The organism is Luteimonas sp. RC10, assembly GCF_014192745.1.
Classification (GTDB): domain Bacteria; phylum Pseudomonadota; class Gammaproteobacteria; order Xanthomonadales; family Xanthomonadaceae; genus Luteimonas.
The window spans coordinates 511,949-525,503 of the sequence record NZ_JACHYJ010000002.1 but is presented as its reverse complement, the minus strand read 5'-3'; the positions used below and the strand labels follow the sequence as shown (position 1 = coordinate 525,503).

The following is a 13,555-nucleotide window of genomic DNA, read 5'->3' as shown; positions in this document are numbered from 1 at the left end:
CTCGTCGCAAAGTAATTCGAGCCCGGCGCGCGACGGACGGCATGGTCGACAGGCCTGCGCGATGACACGCAACGGGCAGGACGTCCCGCGCGCGACGTCGCTGCAATTGCGGGTCTGTGCATCGCATCGTGCCGCACGCGAACGCTGGCGCTCATCGTGGTGCCCGGCGATGCGCGCGGCCACGTCTGCACAGTCGCGCGATGTCGCGCGCGTGCGTCTCTGCGCTTGCCGGCGCACCGACGTGCCGGTGCGCCGGCTGCAGCGTCTAGCCGCGGTCGAGATCGAAGGCGATCGGGACGACGCCGATCGCCTCGATCGGGCGACCGTCGCGCATGGCCGGCTGGAACGTCCAGTGCCGTTGCACCTGACGCAGCGCGGCCTGGTCGAGGTCGCGGTACCCGCTGCTGCGGTGCACGCGCACCGACAACGGCCGCCCATCGATGCCGACGTGCACCTCGAGCTGCACAACGCCGGTATGGCCGGCGCGCAGCGAGGCCCGCGGATAGCTCGGCGGTGGTGCGGCGGCGTATTGCAACTGTACGCCGCTCACCGGGGCCGTCAGTGCAGGGGGCGCCAGCGCGACCTCGTCGCCGGGCGCGGGCGCCGTGACTGGGCCGGGCGTGGGCACGGCGACGGCCGCGCTGTCGATCGTGGGCGCGACCGCGACCGGTGCGGGTGGGGTGACGGCAGGTGGCAGCGGTCGCGGTGCAACGATCTCGCGGATTTCGGGCGGGCGCGGCGGCGTCGGCGGTGGCGGCGTCAGCCAACGGAACTCGAGCTGCGGCGGGGCGTCGAGCAAGGAGAGCCGGTCGCCACCGCCGGCGGGCACCAGCAGGATCGACAGCACCACGGCATTGAAGGCGAGGGTGCCGGCGATGCCGACAATCCGGACCGGGTCCGGACGGCGGTCCGGACTCGCGAAGCCCCGCATATGGGGAGCGGTCTGCTGCAGCACCATGCGCCACCTCCTGTCATGCCGGCCGGGCGGCCAGCGGAAGCGTGGCGACCCGGGCTCCGGCAGTGCCGAGCACGGTCGCCGTGTCTGTCTGCAGACTGGGCACCGCGCTTGCGCCCAGGCAAGCGGCCGGCGACGGGTGGTCGTTGCCGGCGGACAGGCGGTCCGATCGCGCGGCGCGCGACCGGACCTGCCGATGGGTTAGTCGCCGGGCATTCCTTCAGGCTCGCGGTCGAGACCGCCCTCGTCCGGATTGCGCTTGCGCTTGGGCGCAGGGTCGTGTGCGTCCTCGCGGTCGCGCGGATGGTTCTCCGAGTAGCCGGGCGTCTGGCCGGGCTTGGGTGGGGCGGCGGGGGGTGTGTCCTTACGGCTCATGTCAGCGCCCCAGTTCGAACACGACGTTGAGATTCGCGCTGAGCGAGCTCTCGCCCGGCGCGATCGGGGTGGAGGCGTCCTGCGCCACCATGCGCATCGCCATTGCCGGGCGAGGCGGGGCGAAGCCACCGCCCTCGCTGATGCTCACGATCCGTCGCACCCGCATGCCGAGTGAATTGGCGTAGAGCTCGGCGCGCTGCTGCGCCAGCTTGAGCGCTGCGGCGCGGGCTTCGTCCTCCACCGCTTCGGCATTGTCGATCTCGAACGTCGGACCGTTGATCTGGTTGGCGCCGTTGGCGACCAGGGCATCGAGCACCGAACCAAGCCGGCGCAGGTCGCGGACCTTCAGATTGACTGTATTGCTGGCCTGGTAGCCGGTGATCGTCGGCGGCTGGTTCTCGGCGTAGTGATACTGCGGGCTGAGGTTGATGCCCGAGGTCTGCACGTCGCGCTCGGCGATGCCGGCGGCCTTGATCGCAGCGGTGAGCCGGGTCATCTGCTCGGCATTGGCGCGCATGGCGCCATTGGCGTCGGCGGCCTGGGTGACCACGCCGGTCGACAGCGTGGCGATATCGGGCACGCGGCTGGCCTCGGCCCTGGCCGAGATCGAGAGCATCGTGCCGTCGGCAGGGGCGGTGGCCTGAGGGTCCTGGGCGGTGGCGGTCATCGAAACGGTCCCAAGGGCAAGGCTGCAGGCGAGCAGCAAGGGGCGGAGCGGATTGGGGCGCATGGTGGTCTCCAAGGACGACGGAACAAGGGTCGTCACGGGGCAGTGAACGGGTCGTGAGCCTGAACGGGGTTAATGGGTGCCGCGTCGACGGCTGCGTGGCCGCTGCACGGTATCCTTGCCGGATGCTGTATCTCGCCTCGCAATCCCCGCGCCGTCGCGCCCTGCTGGCCCATTTCGGACTCCCGTTCGGGGTCGTCGATGTCGATGTCGTCGAGCGCCGCGATCCGGCCGAAGCTGCGGGCGACTACGTGCGCCGTGTCGCACGCGATAAGGCCGACGCCGGGCTGCGCACATTGGCGACCGAGCCCGGCGCGGTCGTGCTCGGTGCCGATACCGAGGTCGTCCTTGACGGCGAGGTCTTCGGCAAGCCACGCGATGATGCCGAGGCTGCATCGATGCTGCGCAGGCTCTCTGGGCGAACCCACGAGGTGATCTCGTCGGTGGCGCTGGTCTGCGCCGGTCACCAGGCGCAGGCGACGGTGGTCACCGAGGTGACCTTCGCGCCGCTCGACGAGACGACCATCGCGGCCTACGTCGCCAGTGGCGAGCCGCGCGGCAAGGCCGGCGGCTACGCGATCCAGGGCGGCGCGGCGCTGTTCGTCGCGTACCTGGCCGGCAGTTACTCGGGCGTGGTCGGCCTGCCGCTGCAGCAGACCGGCGTGCTGCTGCGTGGTTTCGGGCTGGCCCCGCGGCCGTTCGTCGCCGAAGTACAGGAGGCCTGATCTGGCATGTCCGAAGAGATCCTGATCAACGTCACTCCGCGCGAGACACGCGTGGCCGTGGTCGAGAACGGCATGCTGCAGGAGTTGCACATCGAGCGCGGCTGGCGGCGCGGGGTGGTCGGCAACATCTACAAGGGGCGGGTGCAGCGGGTGATGCCGGGCATGCAGGCGGCGTTCGTCGACATCGGCCTGGAGCGCGCGGCCTTCCTGCACGCCAATGACGTGATGCGCGCACCGCAGGCCAACGGCGATGGCGACGGCGAGAGCCTGTTCCCGCCGTCCGGACCGACGCTGCCGGTCAACGAACTGCTGCGCGACGGGCAGGAGATCGTCGTTCAGGTAGTCAAGGACCCGATCGGCAGCAAGGGCGCGCGGCTGACGACCCAGATCAGCATCCCCTCGCGCTACCTCGTGCTGCTGCCGCAGTCGCGCGCGGTCGGCGTGTCGGCGCGGATCGAGGACGAGGCCGAGCGGGTGCGGCTCAAGACGCTGGTGTCCGAGCTGGCCGCCGCCACCGGCGGCCATGGTTATATCGTGCGCACCAATGCCGAGGGCCAGAGTGCCGAAGCGCTGGCCGAGGACATCGCCTACCTGCAGCGGGCCTGGGCGCTGATCGAGCGCACGGTCGGCGAGGCGAAGGTCGGCAGCCGGGTCTACGAGGACCTGACCCTGCCGATGCGCGCAGTGCGCGACCTGATGCGCCGCGATGTCGACAAGGTCAAGGTCGACTCGCGCGACACCTACGAAAAGCTGTGCGTGTTCGCCGCGCAGTACCTGCCGGCACCCGGGCCGGCCGAGCAGGCGCGGCTGGTGGACCGGATCGAGTGCTACACCGGCTCGCGGCCGATCTTCGACCTGTACGGGGTCGAGGACGAGATCCAGCGGGCGCTCAACAAGGAGGTCGCGCTCAAGTCCGGCGGCACGCTGGTGATCGATCAGACCGAGGCGATGACCACCGTCGACGTCAACACCGGCTCGTTCCTGGGCCAGCGCAACCTCGAGGAGACGGTGTTCCGCACCAACCTGGAGGCCGCGCAGGCGGTCGCCCGGCAACTGCGGCTGCGCAATCTGGGTGGCATCATCATCATCGATTTCATCGACATGGCCGACCCCGAGCACCGCCGCCAGGTGCTGCGCACGCTCGAAAAATCGCTTGCGCGCGACCATGCCAAGACCACCGTCTACGACTTCTCGCCGCTGGGCCTGGTCGAGATGACCCGCAAGCGCACGGTCGAGAGCCTGCAGCGCCAGCTCGGCGAGTCGTGCGGCGCCTGCGGCGGTCGCGGCATCGTCAAGACCGTCGAGACGGTGACCTACGAGATCTTCCGCGAGATCGTGCGCGCAGTGCGCCAGTTCGATGCCGACCGGTTGTTGGTCATCGCCTCGCCCAAGGTGGTGACCGCGATCACCGATGAAGAATCGGCCGCGGTCGTCGAGCTCGAGGAGTTCCTCGGCAAGTCGATCCGGTTCCAGTCCGACGACCAGTACCTGCAGGAGCAGTTCGACGTTGTGCTGCTCTAGGGCACGACGATGACAGCGGCGTGGGCGAAGCGCCTGCGTCGCGCGCATCTGGGCGCGTGGTACGTCGCGGCCTTGTCGGTGGTGCTGGTCGCGGTCGGCGCGGTGGCGCTGGCGCAGTTGGCGTTGCCGTGGGTCGAGCGCAATCCGCGCAGCGTCGAGCGCTGGCTCAGCGAACGTGCTGGCCGGCCGGTCGCTTTCGAGACGCTGCGCACCCAGTGGAGCCGGCGCGGGCCGCTGCTGCGGGTGACCGGGCTGCGCATCGGCGAGCCGGCGACCGCGGTGCCGATCGACAGTGCCGAGATCCAGGTCGCACCGTATTCGGGCCTGCTGCCTGGCCGCTCGCTGACCGAGCTGCGGATCCAGGGGCTGGCGCTGACCCTCGAGCGTGACGACGACGGTGGCTGGCATGTCCGCGGCCTGCCGGGCAGCGCGACGCCCAACGACGATCCGCTGGCCGCGCTCGAAGGCCTGGGTGAGCTGCAGGTGATCGGCGCCCGGCTCACGATCGATGCGCCCTCGCTGTCGTTGCGACACACGCTGCCGCGGGTTGATCTGCGGATGCAGGTCGACCGGCGCCGGGTGCGCGCCGCGGCCAAGGCCTGGGTCGAGGTCGACGGGGCGCCGCTGGATCTGCGGGTCGATCTGCTGCGCGACGACCTCACCGGCCGCGCCTACGTCGCGATGCCGCGCAACGACCTCCAGGTCTGGTCGCCTTTGCTCGCGCCCAGCGGTGCGGCGATCGGCGAGGGCCACGGCCGGGTCGCGGCCTGGCTGGAATTGCGCGAGCGCCGGGTGGTCGCGGCCACGGCCGACATCGCGCTCGACACGTTGTCGCTGCGGCGTGCCGTGCCGAGCGGGCAGGGGGGCGATGCCCAGGGCGCAGTGGCGTTCGACGGCGTGCGCGCACAACTGCGCTGGGAGCACGAGGGCGCGGACTGGCGGCTTGACGCGCCGACGCTGCGCATGGTCCAGCACGGCCGCGAGCAGACGCTCGACGGGCTGGTGCTGGCCGGCGGCTCGCGCTACGCGATGCGCGCCGCGCGCGTCGAGGTGGCGCCGCTGCTGGCGCTGGCCGCGCTCGGCGACGGCCTGTCGCCGTCGCTGCGCGACTGGCTGCAGACCGCCGCGCCGCAGGCGGTCCTGGCCGATGTCGAGGTCGCTGCGTTACCCGGCGGACCGGCCCGGGTCGCTGCGCGCATCGAGAACCTGGGATTTGCGCCCGTCGGAACCACGCCGGGCCTGCACGGGCTGACCGGGACACTTGCCGGCGATGCCGATGGCCTGGTCTTCCGTCCCGATCCGCAAGCCCGGCCGGTGTTCGACTGGCCCAAGGGCTTCGGCGTGCCGCATCCGCTCCGGCTCGAGGGCGACATCGCCGCCTGGCGCGACGACGGCGACTGGCGTGTCGAGACCCCGGCGCTGCGGATCGAAGGCGATGGCTATGCCGCGGACGTGCGCGGCGGCCTGGCCTTCCACGGCAATGGCGCCCGCCCGCGTATCGACCTGGCGGCGGTGGTCGACCCGGCGCAGGTGCCGGTCGCCAAGAAGTTCTGGGTGCGCCACGAAATGCCGGCGGCCGCGATGGATTGGCTGAACATGGCGCTGGTTGCCGGCACCGTCCGCGACGGGCGCGCGATCGTCTCCGGCGAGCTGGGCGACTGGCCCTTCAGCAGCGCCGACGGACATGATCGACGGGGCGTGTTCGATGCACGGGCGCGGATCGAGGACGCGACGATCCGCTTCCAGGACGACTGGCCGGCGCTGGAGCGGATGCGTGGGCGAGTGCGCTTCCTCAACGATGGCTTCTCGGTCGAAGACGCGCATGGCGAGCTGGCCGGGGTGCCGGTGAAGACGATCGAAGCGGGCATGCGGCATTACGCGCACAGCCCGGTCGAGGTCCGCGCCACCACGCAGGCCGATGCCGGCGCGTTGTTGACGCTGATGCGGCAAAGCCCGTTCCACGCCGAGCATGCCGAAACGCTCGACAACCTCGAGGTCGCCGGCCCGGCACGCGTCGCGCTGACGCTGGCGGTACCGCACGGCGCACCGGTGCGGCTCGGCGGCAGCGTCGCGCTGGACGGGGTGTCGGCGCGCGAACGCCGCTTTTCGCTCGACTTCAGCGATGTGCGCGGCAGCGCACGCTTTGATCAGAACGGGTTTATCGGCGAGCGCCTGGCCGCCCGCACCGAAGGGCACGCCGGCACGCTGGCGCTGCGCGCAGGCGACGGCCATGTGCGCGACCGCGCGCAGGCGTTCGAGGCCGAGCTCGACGCCACCCTCGCTGCCAGCGACTTGCTCGCACGCGCGCCGGATCTGGGCTGGCTGCGCCCGCATGTCGACGGCGCGGCGCCGTGGCAGGTGCAGGTCTCGGTGGCGCGGGCGCCTGCGTCGGGCCAGGCACCGGCGCGCCTGCTGCTGCGCTCGGATCTGGTCGGCACCGCGTTGCGGCTGCCGGCGCCGCTGGCCAAGCCGGCCGGCGAAGCGTTGCGCACGACGATCGAAGCGCCGTTGCCGTTCGATGCGGGCGATATCGCGGTCGGATTCGGCGATCGGCTCGCAGTGCGCGCGCGTGCGCGCGATGCCGGGACCGGTGTGCGGCTGATGTTCGGCAGCGCGCGTGTCGCCGAGGCGCCGCCGGTGTCGGGGATTGCGATCGGCGGGCGCACCCCGGTCATTGAACTTGCTGACTGGATCGGCCTGGCGGCCGGCGGCGACGACGGTGCGGATGCGCCGCGCCTGGTCGGCATCGACCTGACGGCGCTCGACCTGCGCCTGCCCGGCGCCGGCTTCGGCCAGACCCGGATCACCGCGGTTCGACAGGGCGCCGGCACCAGCCTGCGCTTCGATGGGGCGGCGCTGGCGGGCGGCGTGCGTGTGCCCGACGCCGACGGTGCGCCGGTGGTCGCGACGCTGCAACGCCTGCATTGGCCGATGCAGGCGCAGACACCGGCGGCTGAACGGCCGGCAGCGCAACCGCCGGCGCCTCGAGACGATGTCGACACGATCGATCCGGCGACGCTGCGGCCGATCCGGCTGGCGGTCGAGGACCTGCGCGTCGGCCCTCTGCAACTGGGCAGCGCCGATGGCAGCCTGGTGCGAGTGCCCGGCGGCGTCGCACTCGATCATCTGCGCGTACAGTCGCCCCAGCATCGGATCGAGCTGCGCGGCCGCTGGACCGGACGCGGCGCCGCTGCGCGGACAACGCTCGAGGCCGACCTGGAGAGCGACGATTTCGGCCGGCTGGCCTCCGGCCTGGGATTCGCCGGCAGCATCGTCGGCGGTCAGGGTCGGGTGGATTTCGATGCTGCCTGGCCCGGTGCGCCCAATGCGTTCGCGGTCGCATCGCTGGAAGGCGCACTGCAGATGACGGTCAAGGACGGACAACTGGTCGAAGTCGAGCCCGGAGCCGGACGTGTGCTGGGCCTGCTGAGCGTGGCCGAACTGCCACGCCGGCTGATGCTCGATTTCCGCGATTTCTTCAATCGCGGCTTCGGCTTCAGCCGGATCGCCGGCGAGATCCGCTTCGGACAGGGCCTGGCCCGCAGCGACGGCGTGACGATCGACGGCCCCGCGGCGGAGATCCGCATCCGCGGCACTGCCGACCTGCAGGCGCGCACCCACGACCAGGACATCGAAGTGCTGCCCAAGACCGGCAACCTGTTGCCCGCTGTCGGCGCGCTGACCGCCGGTCCAGTGGGCGCGGCGGTGGGCGCGGTCGCCAATGCGGTGCTGCGGCGGCCGCTGGCCGAGATGGGCGCACGCAACTACCACGTCAGCGGTCCGTGGCAGGACCCGAAGGTCGAGGTGGTCGAGCGCCGCGATGTGCCGCCGCCCGAGGCGACGCCGTCGCCGCCGACCGGCCCTTAGCCGGCGTCCGTGCCACTCCAGGACGCGGGCAGTGGGTTGCCATTCGTCCACCAGGCCCCACACTGCAGGGATGACCGATCTCTCCCCCGCGACCGGCGACGCGCTGGCGCTCGCGCAGTCCCGTCTGCTGTTGCCCGCCGGCCTCGACAGCGCCCACCTCGACCGCACCTTCTCCGCCTTGCTCGGCCCGGGCATCGACTTCGGCGATCTGTATTTCCAGCATGCACGCCGCGAGAGCTGGTCGGTCGAGGACGGCATCGTCAAGAGCGGCTCGCATGCGATCGAGCAGGGCGTGGGCGTGCGCGCGATCAGCGGCGAGAAGACCGGCCTGGCGTACTCGGACGATATCGATGCGGTGGCCTTGCTCGGCGCGGCGCGTTCGGCGCGTGCGATCGCCCGCGACGGCCGCGCGCATGCTCCGCAGGCGCTGGTGCGTGCGCGTGCGCACGATCTTTATCCGTCCGGTGATCCGATCGACGCATTGGGCAGTGCGGAAAAGGTCGAGGCGCTGCGGCGGATCGACCGCTTCCTGCGTGCCGCTGATCCGCGCGTACAACAGGTCAGCGTCAGCCTGACAGGCGGCGTGGACACCATCCTGGTCGCGCGCAGCGACGGCGTGCTCGCCGGCGACGTGCGGCCGCTGGTCCGGCTCAATATCCAGGTGCTGGTCGAGCAGGACGGGCGTCGCGAGTCGGGCTATGCCGGCTACGGCGGGCGCTACAGCTATGCCGAACTGCTCGGCGACGGACGCCCGGAACACTTCGCGCGCGAAGCACTGCGCCAGGCGCTGGTGAACCTCGAGGCGGTCGACGCCCCGGCCGGGGTGATGCCGGTCGTGCTCGGTGCCGGCTGGCCGGGCGTGCTGCTGCACGAGGCCGTCGGCCACGGCCTGGAAGGCGACTTCAACCGCAAGGGCACCAGCACCTACGCCGGTCGCGTCGGGCAGCGCGTGGCCGCGCCCGGGGTGACGATCGTCGACGACGGCACGCTGGCCGGTCGGCGTGGGTCCTTGAATGTCGACGACGAAGGCACGCCGACCCAGTGCACCACGCTGATCGAGGACGGCGTGCTGACCGGCTACATGCACGACACCCTCAACGCGCGCCTGAGCGGTGTCGCGTCGACCGGCAACGGCCGCCGCGAGTCGTTCGCGCACCGGGTGATGCCGCGCATGACCAACACCTACATGCTCGCCGGCCGCGACGACCCGCAGGACATGATCCGCTCGGTGAAAAAGGGGCTGTACGCGGTCAACTTCGGCGGCGGCCAGGTCGACATCACCAGCGGCAAGTACGTGTTCTCGGCGACCGAGGCCTATCTGATCGAGGACGGCCGCATCACCGCGCCGGTCAAGGGCGCCACGCTGATCGGCAATGGCCCCGAGACGATGCAGCGCGTGCGCATGGTTGGCCACGACATGGCGCTCGACGACGGCGTGGGCATCTGCGGCAAGGACGGCCAGAGCGTCCCGGTGGGCGTGGGCCAGCCGTCGCTGCTGATCGATGGACTTACCGTGGGCGGCACCCAGGCTTGAGCGCCGTGATGGTTGATCTGGTGGGCGTGCTTCGAAGGCGCAGGTTCGAGCGCGCGCGGCCGGGCCGCGCGGTCGAATCGCCGGTCAGCGAGGGCGCTTCACGGCTGTTCGGTCTTCTGCGCCACCGTGTCGCGCAGCAGCCGGAACAGTTCGCGGAATGCCGCCGGCGGCTTGTTCTTGGCCCGCTCGGCGAGCGCGTTGCGCACCAGTTGGCGCAGGCGCTGGCGGTCGGCCTGCGGGTAGGCCTCCAGCAGTTCGGCCAGCGCGGCGTCGCCCTCGTCGAGCAGGCGCGTGCGCCAGCTCTCGGCGCGGTGCAGCATCGCGGTCTCGATGCGCGAGGCCTCGCCGCCGGCGTCGAGCGCGTCGCGGATTGCCTCCAGCGTCTCGTCTTCCTCCCGGCGCATCTGCTTGGCCAGAAACGCCATCTGCCGCTTGCGCGCGATGTGCGAGGTGATCCGGCGCGTCTCGGCGATGTGCGGCAGCAGCGCGTCGGGCACCGGCAGTTTCGCCAACCGCCCCTCTGGCAGCGCCACCAGCGCCTCGGCCAGCGACAACACTTCCAGCGCCTCGCGGCGCTGCTGCTTGCGGCTCGGGCTCAGGTACTCGCCGCTGTCTTCGTCTATGCCTCTCATCGCAACAGGATAAGCCATTGACCATGTCCCCATCGCAGATCGCCGACCGCGTGGCGGGCGACGACTCCCTCGCCCGGCTCGACGCACTGACCGAGCTGTCGCAGCGTCTGCTCGAACGCTGTTGTGCCCAGGGCGCGAGCCAGGCCGAGGTCGCGTGCTCGGAAGATGCCGGCCTCAATGTCGATGTGCGCATGGGCGAGGTCGAGACGGTCGAGTCCACGCAGGACCGCGGCATCGCGGTAACGGTCTACTTCGGCCGCCGCAAGGGCAGCGCCAGCACCGCGGATCTGCGTGAGGAGAGTCTGGCGGCGACCGTCGACCAGGCCTGCGCGATCGCCCGCTTCACCGAGGACGACCCTGCTGCGGGCCTGGCCGACGCCGAGCTGATGGCGCGGCCGGGTGCCGATGGCCGCTTCCCCGAGTTCGACGCCTGGCACCCCTGGGCGCTCGACGCCGATCGCGCAGTCGACCTGGCGCTGGCCTGCGAAACCGCGGGCCGCGACACCGACGCACGGATCGGCAACTCAGACGGCGCCTCGGTCTCGACCGCGCGTGCGCTGCACGTCTACGCCAACAGCCACGGCTTCGTCGGCGCCGAGCGCAGCAGCCACCACAGCATCGGCTGCGCGCTGATCGCAGGCAGCGGCGAGCAGATGCAGCGCGACGGCTGGTACAGCGTGGCGCTGGCGGCCGACGACCTGGAGCCGGCAGCGGCAATCGGTCGCCGCGCCGCGCAGCGCACGCTCGCGCGGCTCGATCCGCGGCCGGTGCCGACCGGCAGCTACCCGGTACTGTTCCAGGCCGAGGTCGCCCGGTCGCTGGTCGGGCACCTGCTCGGTGCGGTCTCGGGCGGCGCGCTGTACCGGCGTGCCAGCTTCCTGCTCGACAGCACCGGCACCCAGCTGTTCCCCGACTGGTTCTCGATCCACGAACGGCCGTTCCTGGCGCGTGGGTTCCAGTCCGCCGCGTTCGATGCCGAAGGCGTGGCGACCCGCGAGTCGCCGCTGGTCGAGGCCGGCGTGCTGCAGCGCTACATCCTCGGCAGCTACTCGGCGCGCCGGCTCGGTCTGCAGACCACCGCCAATGCCGGTGGCGTACACAACCTGGAGATCGCCGCCAATGCCGGCGACCTCGATGCGATGGTGCGCGGCATGGGACGCGGGCTGCTGGTGACCGAACTGATGGGGCAGGGCGTCAATGCGGTGACCGGCGACTATTCGCGCGGCGCGGCCGGGTTCTGGATCGAGGGCGGCGAGATCCGGCACGCGGTCGACGGGATCACCATCGCCGGCAATCTGAAACAGATGTTCGCCAGCATCGAAGCGGTGGGCACCGATGTCGACCCGCGTTCGCATGTCCGCACCGGCTCGATGCTGATCGGCAGGATGACGGTTGCCGGCACGGATTGACGTATGCTCGCACCGCCAGCTGCGGTGGCGATCGTCGCCCGGCCCAGCGCATCTTCTTCCACCTTGCCTATGGGGACTTTGCAATGAACGATTTCGACCCGGCACCTGCCGTGGCCACCACCCAGGACGACCGCACGTTTGCGATGCTCACGCATCTGTCGTGCATCCTCTTTGGCTTCATCGTGCCGCTGATCATGTGGCTGGTGCACAAGGACAAGCCCGAGAAGGCCTTCGTCACCGACCAGGCCAAGGAAGCGTTGAACTTCCAGATCACGCTGACCATCGGCTACGTCATCGGCATGGTGCTGACGATCATCCTGATCGGCGGCCTGATCAACCTGGTGCTGTGGATCCTGTGCGTGGTGTTCAGCATCATCGCCGCGCTCAAGGCCAAGGACGGCGTGGCCTATCGCTACCCCTTCGCGCTGCGTCTGATCAGCTGATCGGCACGCACCGCAGCCTCGCGAACCCCGGCCTGCGTGCCGGGGTTTTTGTTTGTTCTGCGCCAGAGGGCGGGCATGGACGTCCTGCAGCAGACGGCCATCCAGTGATCCGAAGGCAGATAGCAGAGGGTTGCAGCAGCAGACTGGCGGCCCGGGGCGTCGCGTCCCGCACTCTGACCCCGGTTTTGTTTCGGAGCGATCGCCTCTCAGTCTCAGGGCGATGCCCGGCGGTCGCGCGCCCCCCCTGCCATCGGTTGGGTGCCATCCGTTGGGTGCCATGCGTTGGCTTGCGTCGCCGATCTACGGCGCCATCATGGACCTGTCCCTCGACGCTTCTGGAGACCCCCCATGTACGCTTCGACGCTCCCCCAGGCCTCGCCCGCCGTTGCAAGTCGCCAATGGGCCGCCGGCACGCATGTCGGTGCGTTGGTGCTCGCCTTGCTGACGAGTTGGATGTCCGGCGTGGCCGGCATCGTCGTCGCCGGCACCGTCTATCTGGTCAAGCGCGACGACGATGCCTTCGTCGCCGGCCATGCGCTGGAAGCGCTGAACTTCAACTTGAGCATGTTTCTCTACGCCTGCGTCCTCGGCGTGACCGGTCTTGTGCTGCTGGGCATGACGGTGCTGACGCTGGGGATCGGGGCGATCGTCGCGTTGCCGCTGGGGCTGCTGTTGGTGCTGGGCGCAGTCGCCCTGGCGGTGCTCTGGCTGGTCTGCGGCATCGTGGCGGCGGTCAAGGCCTGGAACGGCGAGACCTATCGCTATCCGCTGACGCTGCGTCTGATCGGCTGATTGCTGGACCGCGCACGCCGCCGCTCGGCGGCGCGCGCGGCATCGGGCGGGCTTGCGTGCATCAGCCCGTGGCGTCTCCGCTCGTCTCGATCAGGTCCAGCCCCATGTCGTGACGGTCCAGGCCCGGGCCATAGCCGTCGGGTGTGACGCACTCGACCCGGAAGCCGAACCGCGCGTAGAAGGCGCGTGTGTGCTGACTGGTGTCCAGCACGATGCGTTCGATGCCCGGCGTGCGCCGACACCACGCGATGCGCGCCTCGAGCAGGCGTCGTCCCAGCCCCTGGCGGTGATGGTCGCGCGCGACCATGCCCCAGCACAGGCTTGCCTGCCGCCCGTCATCGCTCTGGGCCTGGCCGCCGCAGGCGAGCAGGCGGCCATCGCGCTCGACGACCAGGAAATGCCAGGCCGCGGCGTGCCGCGACAGGAAGCGCGCGAAATCCTCGCGCTCGGCGCGGTCGAAGAACGTCGGGCAGTTGCCGTCGAACAAGGCCAGGCAGGCGTCGACGTCGGACGGGGCGTAGGGGCGAAGCGTGATCATGCGCGGCCTGGGATCGTCTGCAGGGCCATGCCGGCCA

General features: G+C 70.8%; 12 protein-coding genes. 7 read left to right on the top strand and 5 right to left on the bottom strand.

Going from position 1 to position 13,555, the window contains the following annotated elements; all coding sequences use genetic code 11:
• Nucleotides 1-265 precede the first annotated feature (265 nt).
• From FHW73_RS17525 to FHW73_RS06175, 3 genes are all read right to left on the bottom strand, one after another.
• Nucleotides 266-958, bottom strand: coding sequence for an energy transducer TonB (locus FHW73_RS17525; RefSeq protein WP_183425830.1), 693 nt, complete (start codon nt 956-958; stop codon nt 266-268).
• A 198-nt stretch (nt 959-1,156) separates the two neighbouring features.
• Complete coding sequence (locus FHW73_RS06180; RefSeq protein WP_183425829.1) at nt 1,157-1,330, bottom strand: hypothetical protein; 174 nt, start codon at nt 1,328-1,330, stop codon at nt 1,157-1,159.
• Nucleotide 1,331: 1 nt separating this feature from the next.
• Entirely contained in the window at nt 1,332-2,060 is a 729-nt protein-coding gene (locus FHW73_RS06175) for an SIMPL domain-containing protein (RefSeq protein WP_183425828.1), read from the bottom strand.
• Nucleotides 2,061-2,182: 122 nt separating this feature from the next.
• Here FHW73_RS06175 and FHW73_RS06170 point away from each other — a divergent pair, with 122 nt between their 5' ends.
• The 4 genes from FHW73_RS06170 to tldD all read left to right on the top strand — a co-directional run bounded on the left by FHW73_RS06170 (nt 2,183) and on the right by tldD (nt 9,704).
• Nucleotides 2,183-2,782: a Maf family protein gene (locus FHW73_RS06170; protein ID WP_183425827.1), complete on the top strand. Its 600-nt coding sequence runs from the start codon at nt 2,183-2,185 to the stop codon at nt 2,780-2,782.
• 6 nt (nt 2,783-2,788) lie between these two features.
• Nucleotides 2,789-4,303: a ribonuclease G gene (gene rng, locus FHW73_RS06165; protein WP_183425826.1), complete on the top strand. Its 1,515-nt coding sequence runs from the start codon at nt 2,789-2,791 to the stop codon at nt 4,301-4,303.
• A gap of 9 nt (nt 4,304-4,312) precedes the next feature.
• Nucleotides 4,313-8,170: a YhdP family protein gene (locus FHW73_RS06160; RefSeq protein WP_183425825.1), complete on the top strand. Its 3,858-nt coding sequence runs from the start codon at nt 4,313-4,315 to the stop codon at nt 8,168-8,170.
• Nucleotides 8,171-8,240: 70 nt separating this feature from the next.
• Nucleotides 8,241-9,704: a metalloprotease TldD gene (gene tldD / locus FHW73_RS06155; RefSeq protein WP_183425824.1), complete on the top strand. Its 1,464-nt coding sequence runs from the start codon at nt 8,241-8,243 to the stop codon at nt 9,702-9,704.
• Between the two features lie 98 nt (nt 9,705-9,802).
• On the opposite strand, the gene yjgA is transcribed toward tldD, so the two are convergent.
• Entirely contained in the window at nt 9,803-10,336 is a 534-nt protein-coding gene (yjgA, locus tag FHW73_RS06150; RefSeq protein ID WP_183425823.1) for a ribosome biogenesis factor YjgA, read from the bottom strand.
• A gap of 23 nt (nt 10,337-10,359) precedes the next feature.
• Here yjgA and pmbA point away from each other — a divergent pair, with 23 nt between their 5' ends.
• From pmbA to FHW73_RS06135, 3 genes are all read left to right on the top strand, one after another.
• Nucleotides 10,360-11,745 carry a metalloprotease PmbA gene (pmbA, locus tag FHW73_RS06145; protein WP_183425822.1) on the top strand — a complete coding sequence of 462 codons (1,386 nt, stop codon included), beginning with the start codon at nt 10,360-10,362 and terminating at the stop codon, nt 11,743-11,745.
• Nucleotides 11,746-11,828: 83 nt separating this feature from the next.
• The gene (locus FHW73_RS06140; RefSeq protein WP_183425821.1) at nt 11,829-12,188 is read left to right on the top strand and encodes a DUF4870 domain-containing protein; all 360 of its coding nucleotides are present in this window, start codon (nt 11,829-11,831) and stop codon (nt 12,186-12,188) included.
• Between the two features lie 348 nt (nt 12,189-12,536).
• A complete protein-coding gene (locus tag FHW73_RS06135) occupies nt 12,537-12,980 on the top strand; it encodes a DUF4870 domain-containing protein (protein ID WP_183425820.1) in 444 nt (147 codons plus the stop codon).
• Between the two features lie 61 nt (nt 12,981-13,041).
• On the opposite strand, the gene FHW73_RS06130 is transcribed toward FHW73_RS06135, so the two are convergent.
• Nucleotides 13,042-13,518, bottom strand: coding sequence for a GNAT family N-acetyltransferase (locus tag FHW73_RS06130; RefSeq protein ID WP_183425819.1), 477 nt, complete (start codon nt 13,516-13,518; stop codon nt 13,042-13,044).
• Nucleotides 13,519-13,555: the final 37 nt, after the last annotated feature.